This window comes from Aequorivita lipolytica, from assembly GCF_007997135.1.
GTDB lineage: Bacteria > Bacteroidota > Bacteroidia > Flavobacteriales > Flavobacteriaceae > Aequorivita > Aequorivita lipolytica.
In genome coordinates this window covers 1-18,226 of sequence record NZ_VORU01000001.1, presented here as the reverse complement: position 1 = coordinate 18,226, position 18,226 = coordinate 1, and the positions used below count along the sequence as shown (strand labels likewise).

At 38.2% G+C, this 18,226-nt stretch carries 11 protein-coding genes; 7 read left to right on the top strand and 4 right to left on the bottom strand.

What is annotated here, in order from left to right:
• The first annotated feature begins 3 nt into the window (after positions 1-3).
• From ESV24_RS00060 to ESV24_RS00045, 4 genes are read left to right on the top strand one after another with little or no spacing between them, the layout of a single operon-like run.
• The gene (locus ESV24_RS00060) at positions 4-558 is read left to right on the top strand and encodes a hypothetical protein (protein WP_111813236.1); all 555 of its coding nucleotides are present in this window, start codon (positions 4-6) and stop codon (positions 556-558) included.
• 22 nt (positions 559-580) lie between these two features.
• Complete coding sequence (locus ESV24_RS00055; RefSeq protein WP_235003954.1) at positions 581-1,393, top strand: tetratricopeptide repeat protein; 813 nt, start codon at positions 581-583, stop codon at positions 1,391-1,393.
• Positions 1,366-3,162: a chloride channel protein gene (locus tag ESV24_RS00050; RefSeq protein ID WP_111813234.1), complete on the top strand. Its 1,797-nt coding sequence runs from the start codon at positions 1,366-1,368 to the stop codon at positions 3,160-3,162. The genes ESV24_RS00055 and ESV24_RS00050 overlap by 28 nt, the downstream gene beginning before the upstream one ends.
• Positions 3,163-3,182: 20 nt before the next feature.
• Complete coding sequence (locus tag ESV24_RS00045) at positions 3,183-3,440, top strand: hypothetical protein (protein WP_111813233.1); 258 nt, start codon at positions 3,183-3,185, stop codon at positions 3,438-3,440.
• Positions 3,441-3,464: 24 nt separating this feature from the next.
• On the opposite strand, the gene ESV24_RS00040 is transcribed toward ESV24_RS00045, so the two are convergent.
• Entirely contained in the window at positions 3,465-3,914 is a 450-nt protein-coding gene (locus ESV24_RS00040; protein ID WP_111814068.1) for a nucleoside deaminase, read from the bottom strand.
• Between the two features lie 151 nt (positions 3,915-4,065).
• Here ESV24_RS00040 and ESV24_RS00035 point away from each other — a divergent pair, with 151 nt between their 5' ends.
• Positions 4,066-5,844, top strand: a complete 1,779-nt coding sequence (locus ESV24_RS00035) for a 1-deoxy-D-xylulose-5-phosphate synthase (protein ID WP_111813232.1) — start codon at positions 4,066-4,068, stop codon at positions 5,842-5,844.
• Between the two features lie 49 nt (positions 5,845-5,893).
• Here ESV24_RS00035 and ESV24_RS00030 read toward each other — a convergent pair whose 3' ends face one another.
• The 3 genes from ESV24_RS00030 to ESV24_RS00015 form a co-directional block, all read right to left on the bottom strand.
• Positions 5,894-8,500, bottom strand: a complete 2,607-nt coding sequence (locus ESV24_RS00030; RefSeq protein ID WP_111813231.1) for a T9SS-dependent M36 family metallopeptidase — start codon at positions 8,498-8,500, stop codon at positions 5,894-5,896.
• Positions 8,501-9,071: 571 nt separating this feature from the next.
• A complete protein-coding gene (locus ESV24_RS00020; protein ID WP_111813230.1) occupies positions 9,072-11,660 on the bottom strand; it encodes a T9SS-dependent M36 family metallopeptidase in 2,589 nt (862 codons plus the stop codon).
• A 119-nt stretch (positions 11,661-11,779) separates the two neighbouring features.
• Positions 11,780-13,108 carry a deoxyguanosinetriphosphate triphosphohydrolase gene (locus ESV24_RS00015; protein ID WP_170227850.1) on the bottom strand — a complete coding sequence of 443 codons (1,329 nt, stop codon included), beginning with the start codon at positions 13,106-13,108 and terminating at the stop codon, positions 11,780-11,782.
• Between the two features lie 173 nt (positions 13,109-13,281).
• Here ESV24_RS00015 and ESV24_RS00010 point away from each other — a divergent pair, with 173 nt between their 5' ends.
• Positions 13,282-16,053: a TonB-dependent receptor gene (locus ESV24_RS00010; protein ID WP_111813228.1), complete on the top strand. Its 2,772-nt coding sequence runs from the start codon at positions 13,282-13,284 to the stop codon at positions 16,051-16,053.
• Between the two features lie 31 nt (positions 16,054-16,084).
• Positions 16,085-18,019 carry a hypothetical protein gene (locus ESV24_RS00005; RefSeq protein WP_111814066.1) on the top strand — a complete coding sequence of 645 codons (1,935 nt, stop codon included), beginning with the start codon at positions 16,085-16,087 and terminating at the stop codon, positions 18,017-18,019.
• Positions 18,020-18,226: the final 207 nt, after the last annotated feature.

Genomic DNA, 18,226 nt, shown 5'->3' with positions numbered 1-18,226 from the left:
AAAATGAACTGGAAAAAAATAGTATTAATTATCTTCGGAATTCTAGGGATTATTGTTCTGCTATTCGGCGGTTTTATTGGTTATATCTATTATGAACGCCTTGGGAGATACCCTACCAATACTGCAAAATACCCTCACGAGATAGGTTATATAAATCCAGAGACTTCCGAATTTTCTGAAGGGTTTGAACTCTGTGATTCCTCACTGAAACCATTTGGCTACTATCATTCAGCCAGAGGTATATTTAACGGCGAAAAGTATCAATTTAGAAAAACTATTTCAGAAAAATATACCAATAATGGGTATACCGATTCAGGGTTTGTAAACGTACGTTTTTTGCTAAACTGTAACGGAAAAGTGGGAAATGTTGAAATTAATGAATTAAATACCGATTACGAAAAAACTGATTTAAATGACGAACTTGTAGACCAACTAGTTACGCTAAGTATCGCCAAACAAAATTGGATTCCAAAAGAGATTGAAGGAAAGACCTATGATAGTTATATGTATTTAATTTTTAAAATTGAAGATGGTGAAGTTCTTGAAATATTGCCTTAGCCTTGTAGCTTTAGTTTTGCTAATGAGCTGTGGCAAAGATGCGGAAACTCTTTCTTCGGAAGAAAGAGTAGCGCTTGCCAAAAAAATGTATGATCCTATTGGGTACTATGGCCAAGGTACGCCAAAGGTTATGTCTATGTTAGATAGTATTGTAGCGCTCAATCCAGAACACTGCGATGCCGTGCGCGAGCTTTCTGTTGCGTATTTAAAACGAGGCTTAATGTTACCTTGGAAAGTTCAATTTGATAAAGCTGTTGAATGCGATCCTAAAATTTGGGTGCCTTGGCGCGGTTATCTTTACCTTCAGTTTTATAGAGATTATGAAAAAGCAATTGCAGATTTTAACGCTTCAGATACCTTGACGCCAAATTTCACAGATGCGCCACAGGGGCAAAGCGTAGATTATTGGCGGGGATTGGCTTATTTGGGATTGAAGGATTATGAAAATTCCATAAAATATTTAGATCATTATATTGATGAAGTAACCGCAGAAAACGGTGAAGATTGGGCAGAACCCACAGCTTTTTTATACCGAGGAATTGCCCATTACGAAAATAAAAATCCCGAAGCAGCACTATTAGATTTCAATAAAATGATTGTGTACAATAAAAATAGAACCGCAGACGGAAGTTATTATAAAGCCCTCATTCTATTTGAAGCCAACAAATGCGAAGAGGCCAAAAATGAATTAGATATTGCAATTGCTAATTTCAACAATGGTTATTATAACAATGACGTATATACCGAAGCCTTAAAACAAATTTACATTCAAGACCTTAACAATTTAGAAGCAGCACTAAAAACCCAATGCCAAAACAAAAACGAAACTTACTAACCCGCTTCCTTATTTGGCGAATTAAACACATCTCGCAAACCCAGTTTGTGTATTTAATAGCTATTGTTGTAGGCTTTTTGGCGGGAGTTGGCGCAGTTATCCTTAAAAACCTAACCCACTTTATTCAGCATTTGCTGGAAGGTAATTTGGTTCAATATTACCATACGGCTTTCTATTTTGTATTTCCAATTCTTGGGTTGACGTTAGTTTACTTAATTATAAAATATGTAATACGAAATAAAGTAAGCCACGGCATTCCTTCAACGCTATTTGCAATTTCAAAAAAGAAAGGTTTTATAAAGCGCTACCAAATGTTCGGCAGTATTTTAACAGCGCCCATTACAGTTGGTTTTGGAGGATCTGTGGGTTTGGAAGGTCCAACCGTTGCAACTGGAGCCGCATTAAGTTCAAACCTATCGCGAGTACTTCACTTAAACCAAGCAAATAGAACTTTGCTTATTGGTTGTGCGGCTGCAGGGGCTATGGCTTCTATTTTTAAAGCGCCAATTGCTGCGCTTATTTTTGCGATTGAAGTCTTTAGTCTAGATTTAACATTGGCCTCGATGCTTCCGTTATTGTTGGCTTCTATTTCGGGTATACTTACTTCCTATTTCTTTTTTGGAAGTGATGTTTTATTACCTTTTAAAAATACAGATGCATTTTATTTAAGCGACGTTCCTTTCTATATGATTTTGGGGCTTGTAGCTGGGTTTACTTCGGTTTACTTTACAAAGGTTTACGCCTATATTCAAGCGTTTTTTGAAAAAATAAATTCTCCCGCTAAACGTCTTCTCTTTGGTGGCGTTGGTCTTGGCGTACTTGTTTATTTTATTCCTCCGCTTTATGGTGAAGGCTTTGATGTTATAAATAACTTGGTGAAAGGAAATCCCGAAATAGCGTTGCAGAACAATATTTTTCAGCTTGAATTAAACAATATTTGGGTGGTTATAGCGCTTTTAGCGGGATTGGTTTTTTTCAAAATAATTGCCAGCGCACTTACCTTTGGCGCCGGTGGTGTTGGTGGAATTTTCGCCCCAGTACTTTTTATGGGAAGTATTATGGGCAACGTGGTTGCAAAAATTCTTAATAATTGTGGACTCTTCCCAAATGGCGTTTCAGAAAGTAATTTCACTTTAGTTGGAATGACGGGTTTAATGGCCGGGGTACTCTACGCTCCATTAACCGCAATATTCCTAATTGCTGAAGTAACCGGCGGCTACGAGCTCTTCATACCGCTGATGATAACGGCTGCTATTAGTTTTTCAATCACCAAATACTTTATCCCACACTCCGTTTACGCTATGGAACTTGGAAGAAAAGGCGATTTGATTACCCACGATAAAGACCATGCCGTGCTTACTTTAATGGACATTCAAACTGTTATAGAACGTGATTTTGTAACTATATATCCTGAAATGACTCTCGGTGAAATTGTGCACCAAGCCGTTGTGAAGTCTAAAAGAAACCTTTTTCCAGTATTAAATAAAGAAACAAACACGCTGGAAGGAATCATTCTACTCGACGATTTACGACCCGTTATGTTCGATCAAACTTTATATGAAGAAGTAAAAGCAACCGAGCTTATGCACAGCGCACCAGGGCTGATAGACTTAAACGAAGATAAAATGACTGACGTGATGAAGAAATTCCAAGACACCGGAGCGTGGAATCTTCCCGTGATAAGCGACGGAAAATATTATGGCTTTGTTTCAAAATCGAAATTGCTTACAGCCTATCGCCGAAAACTGATTGATTTTTCGGGCAAATAATTTCATAATCTACATTAAAAATGAAAAATATAATAATCATATTATTTATCTCCGTGCTTATAAGTTTAGGTATTGGTTTTTACATAAAAGCGGAAGATGAAGCTACAGGAAATTTAATTATTGGTCTTGCATTAATAACTGCCTTTTTCATATTGATGCCTTTATTTATCTATCATAGATGGAAGGACAGAAATGTAAAAGATTACATGCTTACGAAAGAAAATATTTTGAAAATGCGCGAATATCAAAATGAAAAGAAAAAAGAAAAAAAATCCTGAATGTATCGTGAATCTTAACGAAGCCTAATTCAAATTTCTTTTTTCAACAAAAAACCGTTTCAGCAATTTGGAGGCTTCATCAGCCATTATACCACCCGTTATAATTGTTTTTGGGTGTAGCTTTGTGTTTAGCGCAATGCAACCACGCTGCTCGTCTCTCGCCCCATAAACAATTTTTGAAATCTGGCTCCAAAATAAGGCACCAGCACACATTTGGCAAGGTTCAATAGTCACATAGAGTGTGCAGTCTATCAAATACTTTCCACCCAAGTAATTAGCCGCTGCAGTAATGGCCTGCATTTCGGCGTGGGCGGTAACGTCATTCAAGGTTTCAGTAAGATTGTGCGAACGGGCAATAATTTGATTATTTATTACGATTACTGCGCCAATTGGTATTTCTCCTCTTTCATAAGCCGTTTCCGCCTCTTGCATTGCGCGTTTCATAAAATAGGTGTCGTCGTATGGATTTATTATGTTCACAATTTGAAATTCAAATTTTAAAGTCTATTATGATTTCGTATTTATATTTTTTTAGGAATCGCTTCAAAGCAAAACACGAAATTACGAATTAACAAATTAACGAATTCACCAATTAACAACTTCGCAATAACTGTATCTTTACTCCGTGCCAGAAAATATCTTAAATACAATCACATTTCCCGAAGACCTTCGCAAAATTCCGAAGAAAAAATTGACGCAAGTAGCGCAAGAGCTTCGTGAATTTATCATAAATATTGTCGCTACCAAAGAAGGCCATTTGGGCGCCAGCCTTGGCGTGGTTGAGCTTACCATTGCACTTCACTATGTGTTCCACACGCCGGATGATATTTTGGTTTGGGATGTGGGTCATCAAGCTTACGGACACAAAATACTAACGGGCAGAAAGGAAATTTTTCACACTAACCGACAATTGGGAGGCATCAGTGGTTTCCCAAAAAGAGATGAAAGTGAATATGACACTTTTGGAGTTGGGCATAGCAGTACGGCAATTTCGGCAGCTCTGGGAATGGCAATTGCTTCAAAATTAAAAGGAGAAACCGAAAAACAGCATATTGCCGTAGTTGGTGACGCATCTATCGCCAGTGGAATGGCCTTTGAAGCACTGAACCATGCGGGAGTTACAAACACCAATCTTTTAGTTATTCTGAACGATAACGCCATCGGTATAGACCCGAGCGTGGGTGCGCTCAAGGATTATTTCACCAAAGTGAAACTTGATGGCGCCAAAGAATCAGACAATATTTTTGAAGCATTGAATTTTAACTATTCAGGGCCTATTGACGGGCACAATCTAGAATTGGTTATTTCAGAATTGGAAAGATTGAAAAATGTTCCAGGACCAAAAGTACTTCACGTAATTACAACGAAAGGAAAAGGCTTGCGACAAGCCGAGGAAAATCAAGTGGTGTACCACGCCCCTGGGAAATTTGACGCACTTACGGGCGATCTCGCTCCAAAAAATATTGAAGCTCAGCCACCAAAATTTCAAGATGTGTTCGGGAAAACTTTGGTTGAGCTGGCTACAACAAACGAAAAAATAATTGGTATCACCCCAGCGATGCCAACGGGAAGCTCTCTGAAATTTATGATGGATGTTTTCCCCGAAAGAGCTTTTGATGTGGGCATAGCAGAACAGCATGCGGTAACATTTGCCGCGGGTATGGCTACGCAAGGTTTTACCGTTTTTTGTAATATTTATTCAACATTTTTACAGCGAGCTTATGATCAGGTTATACACGATGTGTGTCTTCAAAAAATATCTGTTGTTTTTTGTTTGGACAGAGCCGGACTTGTGGGTGAAGATGGTGCAACGCATCATGGTATTTTTGATTTGGCTTATTTAAACTGTATTCCGAACCTCATCATTTTTGCACCTCGAAATGAAGTAGAATTGCGAAATGGTATGTACACTGCTCAAAAAGGGTTGGATTTGCCAATATTTATTCGCTATCCTAGAGGTCGGGGTTCTATCTATGATTGGCAGCGATCTTTTGATAAAATTGAAATAGGTAAAGGTGAAGTACTTAAAGAGGGTACTAAAATCGCGGTTTTAACTATTGGAACTGCAGAAAAGAATGCTTTGGGAGCTATAGCCCTGCTTTCTAATATTGAACAAGAAAACGTGGGTTTGGTTGATATGCGCTTTTTAAAACCTTTGGACGAAGCGTTACTTCATCAGGTATTTAAAGAATACAGTATAATTATTACCATTGAAGACGGTACCGTCATTGGGGGTTTAGGGTCTTCGGTTGCATCATTTGCATCTCGCAATCAATATAAAAACCCTATTGAAATTTTAGGCATTCAGGATTGTTTTCCCGAACACGGTACAATTTCAGAATTGCAAGAACTTTCGGGTATCTCTTCAGAAAAAATAAAACAATCGCTTCAACGGTATTTATAAAAAAAGAGGCTCTTTCGAGCCTCTTTTAGAATTCAATATATAATAAATCTTAGTTGATTATCAACTTTGTTGTTTGTGAACGGTCAGCGCTTTCTATCTGCATCAAGTAAATACCTGTATTAAGTCCACTGGCGTTTACACTAGCATTCTGACGCAATTCAACTTCTTGACTGAAAACTTTTCTTCCATTCATATCAAAAATAGAGATTGTTGCATCTCCAACATCATATTTGGATTTGATATTAATTTCTCCATTTGAAGGATTCGGGAATACGATGAAGTTGATTTCATCAGCACCGTTGTCTGAAACACCTAGCTCACATCCTGGAGGAACATCAAAAGCCTCTGTTCCATCAGATTTGCTATTAGTGCTTCCTTGAGTTGCACTAACTCCAAGACCGCGATTTGCAAAAGCTCTCCAGATAAGACATCTGTTAGCGCCTCCGTTGGCAATTAGATCTGCTTCAATAATAGCATCACGACCATCAACAAAACCTGGACTACAAGGTTGAAGCTTCATTCCATCTATAACAAGTTGCAGGGAAATATTGTTACCACCGCTACCATTGTAAATATCTGGATCAAAACCGTATTCGTCAATCAGATCCCAAGTTAAATCCCAAAGCATGGTTGCCCAAACGGAACCTACTCCGTGAGGAGCCACTTGAGTTTTAATAGAGTTATAAGTAAAATCGTTAAGAGCAAAGTCTGTAGTATAAGGTTTGGTTCTTAAACCTCTACCTGCAATTCCTTCACCTACCGCATATGTGCCAGTACCTCTAGGATCTGTACTTACATCAGTGGCTTTCATTGTTAGGATATAACCAAAATAATCACTCCAACCTTCTCCCATTTGTTCTTGGTTTTGAAGGCAACTAGATGCAGAAGGCCCCCCAGTTAAGCGGTTGGAAATACCATGTCCATATTCGTGAGCAATAATTACATTATCAAGATCTCCATCTCTTTGAAAAGGGTCATTTCCTGAGCCATCGTCACGAAGTGTTGCATTAACAGTATCTCCATTTAACAAAGCTGTTATAATGGCTTCTCCATCAGATTGATAGATCATAATACAAGGAATACTTAAGTTTGATCCACCACCAAGCATAGCGATTGGATCTGTAGGTAAATTATAAACAACAACCACGGCTATAGCTCCCGCTGCCTCAACCTTAGTCATTTTAAAAGGTCCATTACAACCACCCCATCTAACAACGGCTATTTTGCCATTGATTTCGGCACTGTTTAGAATCGTATCACAGCCATCATTTGGATCTGTAGAAGAACCGGCGTTATCGTCGACAACTAAAACTAAATCTTCTGTAATAGCTGTAGTTGGAAGTGGTGTTCCGTTTATAAAGTTGGAATCCATAGCTAAATACTCTCCCGCCAACGGGCCTCCATTAACATTCATAAGTGTACCTAGAACATCTCCTGGGGCACTCCAAAGGTACATTTGCATTCTGGGAGCACCACCGTCTGGAGGTGTGCTAAAATTTGCATTATTTAATCCGCTACCATCTTGGGCATCTGCAAAGACAAAATCACCACCTAGACCAAGTGCGGAATAATTTTTTAACTGGAAATTTCCCGACACTTCGTCAAAACCATATTGAAACATTATATCATGCATCATATTGTTCACGTAAAAGAGATTTGTTATAGCCGCTTCACGGAATGCTGCAGGCGCTCTTGGAAGATCATAAGCAAAGTCGAATAGAAGGCCAGCACCACCATCGGCGAGCATGCCATTACCGTTATTTCCGTTAGCATCTTCTTGTGCAAGTACATTATTACCGCGCGTAGTAGTAAATTCTGCACCAGGAACACCATCAACATCGTGCCATCCAAAAGGTGAGGCTATAGGATCTGCAGGGTCAGACACCAATTGGTCATCACCATCATTTGGACCTATTAAAGGCAGTGCGAATACTCTGTAAGCTGTGCCTCCCATGGGAGCGATGCTAGAATTACTATTTTTATCTGAAAAAAGTATGCTCTCCGCTGAAGCGTGCGAATGTGCTCCTTCACCAAAGTTGCAGCTAGCAACCCAATCATCAGTTGCCAATAGAACGCCTGTTAATGCATCTATACGAACATTGTAATAGTGTGTTGAATCTATAAGATAGATACTCAAATCCCAAGCTAGTTTTAAAGCTCCAGTATCTTCCATTTTTTGATATACAAGCTCCACTGGAATATTATTCTGTGAAATGTTACCATTGGAAAAGATATAGCTACGGTCAGATACCGTTTCTATTAAATTCAAATTGGAAGGATTTTGCAGTCCTAGCCAATTGGCAGCCTTGGAGATTGCATTTACTGCAGAAATCGAAGGCGAAGTACTATTTACTTTTACCGCTGCATTTTCGGTAAATGATAATTTTGCGTTTACCACTGAACCGTCTTTAATAACAAACGGTGAATTGGAATTGAACACTGTAATACCCTGATAGCGCTGCGCAACGTAAACGTTTTGAGCCTGCAAGCTTTTTGAGAAGCTTTGGGAAACAATAGAAATGTCCGACACATCTTGCTGTTCTAGCGAATACTGCGAACGATTCTGTTGTAGGTACGATTTTATCACGCTGCTGTAATCCTGTGCAAAAGAGATATTTACAGCAAAAATGACAATTAAGTAAAGAACTTTTTTCATAAAATTAAATTTTTTAATTGTGAATTGAGATCAGAAAAATTGATCAAGAAAATATTGATTTAAAAATTTCCAAAAATAGAATTTATAAAAATATCATAAAAATGACAATATTACCGCCTATTATTTCATTTTTAACATTTTTAGACGCAACGCGCCAATTATTCTAAAGATTTCCTTTCAATTTCTAAAAAATTTGAAGCGTATTGCCGTCGGTCAACCGCTATATTTTTCAACACTTATCTTTATAATATCTGTTATTTGGGTCTTGTATTGGCTTCTGTCTAGCAAGCTTCGGGAAAAGTGCCTTTCAAAATTTCCTCCTCATTATTGATGAAAATTGCCGCAGCCTCAGCAATCAAAGTGTATATAGCAAGGGAATGCAAATAGGCCAATCTATCCTGCACAGTTTTCAAGCGTGAATAAATATCTTTTTTTAAACTGTTCCGAACTAGGTTTATTCAATATTTCGAAAGCGATTTCCTCTTCAATTAAACCGAGATTGATTTCTTAATAAAAAATAAAAAGAGGCCCGTTTAAAGACCTCTTTTTTAAATTCAGAAATATGTTAGTCTTAGTTGATTATCAATTTGGAAGTTTGTGAATGGTTGGCGCTTTCAATTTTTATTAAATAAATGCCAGCGTTAAGACCGCTTGCATTTATGCTTTTTGTATTATAAAGTTCCAACTGTTGGTTAAAAACCTTTCTACCGTTCATATCAAAAACAGTTATTATCGTTTTGCCCACATCAAATCTGGACTTAATATTGATTTCGCCATTTGAAGGGTTTGGATAGATAATGAAATTGTTAATACTGCCATTATCATTTACCCCTAATAAGCAAAATGGTGGAAAATCATAAGCTTCAGTACCGTCGCTCTTGCTATTAGAACTTCCTTGACTGGCACTAAATCCCAAACCTCTTCTTGCAAAAGCATACCAAATAAGGCATTCGTTCGCACCTCCATTAGCAATTTGGTCTGCTTCAAGAATAGCATCTCTTCCATCTACGAATCCTGGGCTACAAGTTTGTAATTTCATTCCGTCCGTTACCAATTGTAAAGCAATATTATTACCGCCAGTACCATTATATAGATCTGCATCAAAACCATATGCGTCTATAAGATCCCATGTCATTTCCCATAGCATCGCTGCCCATACTGAACCCACGCCATGCGGAGCGACTTCGGCTTTAATATCATCATAGGTGTGAGGGTTTACAGCAAAATTGGTGCTATATGGATATGTTCTAATACCGTTTGGATTTCCAGAGGCATAAGATCCCATCCCTCTTATATTTGCTCCTTGATCCCCATCGTAAATTGTCATCACTAAAGCAAAGTAATCGCTCCAACCTTCACCCATTTGTTCTTGGTTCTGTAGACAGCCAACATTTGATGGTCCAGCTGTCAATCTGTTTGAAATACCGTGAGCATATTCGTGGGTTACAATCTCTGTATCTAGGCTTCCGTCAAGACTAAATGGTACATTCGTTCCATTTATAGTTCCATTAACAGAGCCACCACCATCTAATAACGCGATTATAGGATCACCATCAATATTTGATATTGCGAATGCTGGGATAGTAACTTGACAGCCCACAACTCCTGCACCCATTAGCGGAGGATCGCCCGCTACATTGTTTACAATAATAGCTGCTACAGCACCATTGTTTTGTGCAGCCAAAACCTTAAAACCAAATTCGCACTCACCTCTTCTTATTACCGCAATTTTTCCATTTAAGGAACCGCCATTTGTAATATTGTCGCAACCGTCATTTGGATCTGAAGAAGGTCCAGAATCATCATCTTCAATCAAAACTAAATCTTGTGTTAGATTAAGAGGGATTCCAGCTCCAAAACCTGCCGCAATGCCACTATACACTCCTGCAAGTGGGCCACTATTAATTGTAAAAATATCTGCAACCGGAGTGGTACCTCCACCCCAAAGATACATTTGCATTCTGGGGTTGCTCCCATCTGGTGGTGTTGCAAAGTTTGCATTATTGGTTCCTCCACCATCTTGTGCTTCTGCATTTACAGAATCACTACCAGCTCCGCCATTGCCGTAATTATTTTCTTGAAAGTTCCCACTGGCTTCATCAAAGCCATATTGGTGCATTACATCGTGAATAATATTATTCAAATAAAATAAATTCACTGCTGAGGCGTCTCTAAAGTTAGCTGGGGACTGAGGCAAATTAAAAGGGAAATCGAAATTTAAAGAAGCGCCACCGTCAGGTGAATCTCCTGAGTTTGTATCACACAAATCTAAATATGAATATGCATTATTTCCTCTTGTGATTGTAAATTCTGCACCTACAACGCCATTGGTATCATGCCATCCAAACGGAGAGGCTGTAGCATCTTCAGGAGTAATTACCAGTGTATCCGGTCCATCGTTAGGATTTCTAAGTGGCAATGCAAAAACCCTATATTGAGCGTCCACAAGAATGTTTTTTTCGGCTAAAGGAATGTTTTCAAACAAAACACTGTCTTCATTTTTTGATAGATCATTATGCTTTGCGGAAAAATCTGGCAGTTCACATTGCGAAACCCAGTCCATAGTTTCCAATAATTCCCCTGTTACAGCATCAATACGGACACTGTAATAATGGCTTGCATCAAGCAAATAAATGCTGAGATCCCAAGCCAGCCTCAAGCTATTTGTAGCTTCTATTTTTTGATAAACCAATTGTACCGGAATGTTTTCCAAAGAAATATTTCCATTTGAAAAAACAAAGGAGTTGTCCATTCCCGTTTCAAGTAAATTTAGATTGGAGGGGGCGTTCAGGCCTAGAGCTGCAGCAGCTTTTGCTATTGCAATATTAGGGGTCAATCCCGGCGTACTGGCATTCACTTTTGAAGCTATATTTTGAGCAAAAGAAACTTTCGCTGATGCAACAAAACCATCTTTTATAACAAAAGGCGAAGTAGAATTGAACAATTTAATGCCTTGATAGCGCTGTTCAACATAAACAGTATTCGCCTTTAGGCTTTTCGAAAAACTTTGTGAAACAATGCTGATATCAGAAATATCCTGGAGTTGCAGCTCAAATTGTGCTCGGTTATTTTGCAGGTATGTATTTACTGTGGAAGAATAATCTTGCGCAAAGGAAAAATTGACCGCTAAAAGTAATACGAAGTAGAAAAATTTTTTCATAAGAATTATTTTAGGTTAAGTATTTTTGATACTATACTTTATAAAAGTACCATAAATTGAGAATATAAACTTCTAGACATCAATTATTACCATTTATAATATGAATAAATATCTTTTTACTACAAATTCCCTTTTATTTTCTGAAAAATTTGAAGCGCATTTCCATCCGTCAACCGCGATATGTAACTACAGCTCTCCATTAAATATTCGTAAACCGATTGGTTTTTGGAAAGGTCACATTCAAACATTCGCAATAATAGTTTGTCGTAATGACGCGCCTTAGCATCTTGGTGATTTTCAAAAGCATGTGTAAATGCATTTAGCAATGTAGATAATATATTGTAACCTGCAATCTCCTTCTCAGTTACCTCGGTACTTTGGTAAACTTTTTCAATACTTATTTTTATAATATCTGCTATTTGGGCTTTGTATTGGCTTCTATCCAGCAAAGCTTCGGGAAAAGTGCCTTTCAAAATTGCCTCCTCATTATCTATGAAAATTGCAGCAGCCTCAGCAATCAAAGTGTTTATAGCAAGGGAACGCAAATATGCCAATCTATCCTGAACGGTTTTTAAGCGTGAATAAATATCTTTTTTTAAACTGTTTCGAACTAGGTTTATCAAATATTCCAAAGCGATTTCCTCTTCAATTAAACCGAGGTTAATCCCATCTTCAAAATCTATAATTGTATAGCAAATATCATCCGCAGCTTCAACAAGGAATGCCAACGGATGGCGCGCGTAGCCATTATTGTTTCGATTTAAAAGACCAAGTTCAGAAACCACTTCATTAAAAAATTCAGTATCACTTTGAAAAACGCCAAATTTTTTATCGGCAACATGAGCGGTAGGTTTTTTGGGAAGGGATTGTTTCGGGTATTTCATAAACGCACCCAAGGTTGCATAAGTTAACCGCAAACCGCCTTCAACACCGTTTTTGGATTCTGTCAAAATTTTGAAGCCATTCGCATTTCCTTCAAAATCCACCAAATCTTGATATTCCCTTTCAGTAAGTTGCTCTTTAAAACGTTTGCCGTCTCCGTTCAAAAAATAATCGCCAATTGCCTTTTCACCACTGTGTCCGAATGGCGGATTGCCAATGTCGTGCGCCAAAGCGGCAGCAGCTACAATCGCTCCAAAATCGTTGAATTGATAGCCATGCGTAGTTTGCAATTGCGGATGTTTCTTCAATATTTCCTTTCCCACAATTCTTCCCAACGAGCGGCCAACCACGGAAACCTCCAAACTATGCGTTAATCGCGTGTGTACAAAAGATGTTTTTGCCAATGGAATTACCTGCGTTTTGTCCTGCAAACTTCGAAAAGCCGATGAAAAAATAACACGGTCATAATCTACTTCAAAGCCCAAACGGGTTTCGTTTTCTTCAATCCGTAGTCTTTTATTTTTATCTCCGTGCTTCCGTAAAGAGAGCAACTGTTCCCATTGCATCATAATCTTCAAAAGTTTGAAGGCAAGATACTATTTTCAAAAAGCAAAGCAAGCATATTTTTTTGTTTCCGCTTAACCTTTAGCTAACCCTAAAATGACTAATTGGTAACAGCTACTTAACACCGTCTTTACATAAGGACGGTTTCTTTGCACCAATAAATCAAACGACAAAAATGAAATCAATTATTAAAGTTTTATTCTTCTTTTTAACTTCCGTTACTATAGCACAAACGGGTACTATTGTTGGAAAACTTACCGACACAGAATATAATAATGAACCTTTACCTTTTGCAAATATATTTCTGAAAGGAACTGAAAAAGGGGTAACCTCAGATATTGACGGACTGTATTCTTTGGAAAACGTTGCACCCGGAACCTATACTGTGGTCTATAGTTTTGTAGGTTATGAAACAGTTGAAATACCCGATGTTAAAATAAGTGCAGACAAGGTAACAAATATAGATGTGCCAATGGGCGCAAGTGCTGCAGCACTTGATGAAGTAGTAATTAAAACCACAACGCGAAGGGAAAGTGAAGTCGCTTTACTGCTGGAACAGAAAAAAGCGATTGCCATTAAAGAAAGTATTGGCGCAGAACAATTGTCAAAACTCGGTGTTTCTGATGCCGCCGGCGCAACTACAAAAATTTCGGGAGTATCAAAAACTGACGGTAGTGGCGCTATTTTTGTTCGCGGACTTGGTGACAGATACTTATATACTACTTTAAATGGACTTCCTATTCCTTCAGATAATATTGAAAGGAAGAATATAAACCTGAATCTTTTCCCAACGCGACTTATTCAAAGTATTGACGTTAGCAAAACCACATCGCCAAACATTTCTGCAGATCAGGCTTCGGGAAATATTGATATAAATACCAAAGAACTTTCCGGCAGCAACCTGTTATCAGTAAGCGCGAGTACCTCTATTAACTCCAATGTAATGAGCAACGGGGTTTTCAATAATTTTAAAGTTTCTCCAAACTATCAAGATGTATCCTTCGGGTTTTACCAAAAGAGCGTTCCTACCAACCAAGCTATTACAGGGCAAAGCTGGAGCCCTATAGTTGTAGGTTTTCCTATCAATAGATCCTATTCCTTAAGTGCTGGAACAAGAATTGGCAATAAACTGAGCGTACTTTTCACGGCAGGTCAGTCTGAAGAATTTGAATATAGAGAAGGTGCTTTTAAACAATACCGATCCAACTTTCTGGATGATGTAATTCCAGATGCTATTACTTGGAACAAAGAAGTAGCCACTTCTGGCCTATTTCATATTAGGTTTAGGGCAGATGACAATAACGATATTAAATTCAACACTTTATTAATAAATAAAATTGAAGACGAGGTATTTGAAGGTGGCCGTTCGGGAGAAGCGGTAATTTTTGAGGAAACCGATCCTGAAGAAGGTCTTTCACAATTTATTCGAGATCAAAACCTTAAGAAAACTTTGCTTTCCGTTACCCAACTTAGCGGTGACCACAAAATTGGCGAGAAGAACGAACTGGATTGGGCTGCTGGTTACAACTATTTAAGTGCCGATGAGCCAAACCGTATCCGCAATGAAGTAAACTTTAATGAAGAAAGTGTTCAACTTGGGCGCACCGGTGGTTTTCAACAAAGAAAAAGTATCCAGAAAATTGAGGATACGGAATACAATGGCCGTTTAAACGATCTGATTAAAATTGTTGACGAGGAAGAAAATCTTTTCCACATAAACATTGGCGGTACCTACCGAAACAAAACACGTGATTTTGGCTCGCAATTTTTTGGAGCTGAAGAAACCGTAACCAATGCCATTAACCCACAATCTATTGATGAAATTTCAGAAATATTTACTCAGCAAAATTTCAACAACGGTCTTTTAAAAAGAAATACACTTTCGCCAGATTTTTATACTGGCGATATGCAGTCTGTTGCAGGATATACAAACGTAACCGGAGTTAAAGGAAAAATAACCGTACAGGCTGGTTTAAGATTTCAAAGAGATAATATTGACGTGAATTGGGATGTAAACAACTTCCCAGGAAGAAAAGGAAGCGCCAATAAAGATTACCGCAGGGTATTTCCTTCTTTCAATGTAAAATATGCATTGAATGAAAAACATAGCATCCGTTTTGCAAATAGCTTCACTACTACACTTCCAGAGTTTAAGGAAATCGCTCCTTTTGAATACGTTTCACCAGTTGGCCAGGTTACACGTGGTAATCCAAACATTGAAGCTTCTTTAAACAGAAATTTCGACTTAAAGTGGGAATTTTTCCCTTCAAAAGATCAACTGCTATCACTTACAGGATTTTACAAACTTATTGAAGACCCAATTAATAAAGTTCAGGATAGAGGTTCGGCAGGCGTATTTTCTTATTTCAATGCTGGTAATGAAGCAGAAGTTTACGGTCTAGAAGTGGAAGGACGCGTAAACTTAATTTCAGGCGACGAAAGACCCAATTTAAAACTAAATATGAATGCTTCAAGAATGTGGCACAAGCAAGATTTGATAGAAGTTTTTGATAATGAAGGAAACTTCGTAAGAACCTTTAGATATAAGGGTTTGACCGAAATTGACCTTCAAGGAGCTTCAGACTGGATTGTAAACGGATCATTGAATTTTAATACAAATACAGAAAATCCTTTTGAGGCCACAATCTCTGGGAATTATGCTTCTGATAGAATTTATGCCTTGGGATCTCCAGAATTCCAAACTTCAGGAGACATCAATTATAACGACGCTATCATCGAAAAAGGATTTATTTCGTTGGATTTGATCCTTAGCAAGGAAATAACCAAAAATTTCAGAATAGGTCTTTCAGGAAAAAACATTTTAAATCCTGAAATAAAAAGAACACAATTAATTAAACCTAGTACCACAAATGTTGAAACGGAAGAAACAGTTCTTTCGTACACGCTTGGTGCACGTTTTGGCTTAAACCTTAACTATACTTTTTAAAAAGAATGTCTAACTTCAATTAAGAATGAAAATGAAAAACTTTAAAAAATTTGCTTTATCAATTGCAACAGTAAGCACGCTATTCCTTGCCGGATGTAGCAGTGATGATGGTTTCATATCAGATGATGAGGAACCAGGAGAAAACACACAACTTATAGGTTCGTTGGAATCTGACAGAATTTTAGATCCATCGGTTCAGTACACAGTTGCCGGGCCATACCTTGTAAAATCTGGCGCTAAATTGACCATTCCTGCAGGAACTGTGATTGTATCACAGGTTGGAACAGATAAATATATAGCTGTAGAACAAGGTGGGAAAATAGACGTACAAGGAACCTCATCAAACCCAGTAGTTATGCGTTCAGAAAATAATAGCGCTGGAGATTGGGGTGGTTTATTGCTTTGCGGAAAAGCTACAACTACAGAAGGCGTAAATGTTACCGCCGAAGTAGGAGGTCTTATCTATGGAGGAACTGACAATGCAGATAATTCTGGAAGCGTTGAATATTTAATCATCCGTGGAGCGGGAGCTCAAATCAATTCAGAATCACAATATAACGGACTTACGCTTTATGCAGTAGGTTCAGGCACTCGAATTTCGAACGTAGCTGTTATAGATGGCGCTGATGACGGTGTAGAGTTTTTCGGCGGGACTGTTTCTGCATCAAACCTTTATTTTGAAAATAATGAAGATGATGCTGTTGACTGGACAGAAGGATGGAATGGCACAATCACCAATACCTACGTGAGCCACTCCAAGCCTTTTTCTACCGCTGTAGAAGCAGATGGTGACAATCAAAATCCAAAATTGGTAAACTTCACAGCAGTTTCAACTGTTGGTGGCACTGCGCTACAGTTTAAAAAACAATCTGGGGCTACTATTACTGGTCTTTCATTGTTAGGTTATAGCACTAGAATAGATATGAAAGACAATGGCCCGTTGGCTAATGTAATTATTGGCGGCGAAATTGCTGATCCTGCAAATGGTTATAATGCTCCTGCAACTGTAGATTTATCAATGTTTGCTTGGGCAACACAGAATAATTCAGACACAGCGGTTCTTCCAAACACTATAACTGGCACAACCCAACTGGATTCAAGTCTTGTTTACCTTCTTCAAGGAACTACTCTTGTAAAATCTGGCGGAAAACTAATTATTCCTGCGGGAACTATAATTATTTCTGAAACAGGAACTGATAAGTACATTGCTGTGGAACAAGGTGGAAAGATAGAAGTCAATGGTACCAACGAAAATCCAGTAGTTATGAAGTCTGCCGGTAGTAACCCAGGAGATTGGGGTGGGCTTTTACTTTGTGGTGAAGGAGTAACTACTGAAGGTGTTGATGCTATTGCTGAAGTAGGCGGTCTTGTATATGGAGGCGCAAACAATAGTGATAACTCTGGAAGCATAGATTATCTTGTAATTCGTGGGGCAGGTGCACAAATTAATGCAGACTCACAATACAACGGGCTTACACTTTATGCTGTAGGTTCTGGAACTTCAATTTCTAACGTTGCCGTAATTGATGGTGCCGATGATGGAATTGAATTTTTTGGCGGCGCTGTTTCTGCAACAAATTTATATTTTGAAAATAATGAAGATGATTCAGTAGATTGGACTGAAGGTTGGAGCGGAACTATAACCAACACCTACATTCTTAACAATGGTTCAAGTTTCTCTACAGCTTTGGAAGGTGATGGAGACAATAACAATCCTTCTTTTGTAAACCTAACGGCTATCAACACAAGTAGCGCAGGAAGTGGAATCGCGCTTCAATTCAAAAAACAATCTGGAGGAACTTTTACAAATATTTTGCTTTCAGATTATGGAACCAATGTAGATATGAAAGACAATGGGCCATTGCAAAATATTATTGTTGACGGTGTTCCATTAACTACTCCTCAGGATGATGTTTTTAATGGTACTCCTGTAGATATTTCAGGCTGGAATTGGATTAGCAAATAATTTGAAGTTTTAAATTCTACTATTAAAAAAGAGGCTGTCTAAAAAGGGCAGCCTTTTTTATGTTTTATAATTTTGACAAAAGCGTGAAATTTTGTACTTTCATGCTATGAAAAGCAACGTAGTTTGGAAGACCAATAGCCAGAACCAACTGAGTCTTCTCCCTCCAAGTTATGATGATCTTGTTCCAGAGAATCATCCGGTTCGCAT

Coding starts and splice junctions, on each gene's coding strand:
- ESV24_RS00060 (WP_111813236.1), top strand. CDS start 4: ATGAACTGGAAAAAAATAGTATTAATTATCTTCGGAATTCTAGGGATT.
- ESV24_RS00055 (WP_235003954.1), top strand. CDS start 581: ATGAGCTGTGGCAAAGATGCGGAAACTCTTTCTTCGGAAGAAAGAGTA.
- ESV24_RS00050 (WP_111813234.1), top strand. CDS start 1,366: ATGCCAAAACAAAAACGAAACTTACTAACCCGCTTCCTTATTTGGCGA.
- ESV24_RS00045 (WP_111813233.1), top strand. CDS start 3,183: ATGAAAAATATAATAATCATATTATTTATCTCCGTGCTTATAAGTTTA.
- ESV24_RS00030 (WP_111813231.1), bottom strand. CDS start 8,500: ATGAAAAAAGTTCTTTACTTAATTGTCATTTTTGCTGTAAATATCTCT.
- ESV24_RS00020 (WP_111813230.1), bottom strand. CDS start 11,660: ATGAAAAAATTTTTCTACTTCGTATTACTTTTAGCGGTCAATTTTTCC.
- ESV24_RS00015 (WP_170227850.1), bottom strand. CDS start 13,108: ATGCAATGGGAACAGTTGCTCTCTTTACGGAAGCACGGAGATAAAAAT.
- ESV24_RS00010 (WP_111813228.1), top strand. CDS start 13,282: ATGAAATCAATTATTAAAGTTTTATTCTTCTTTTTAACTTCCGTTACT.
- ESV24_RS00005 (WP_111814066.1), top strand. CDS start 16,085: ATGAAAAACTTTAAAAAATTTGCTTTATCAATTGCAACAGTAAGCACG.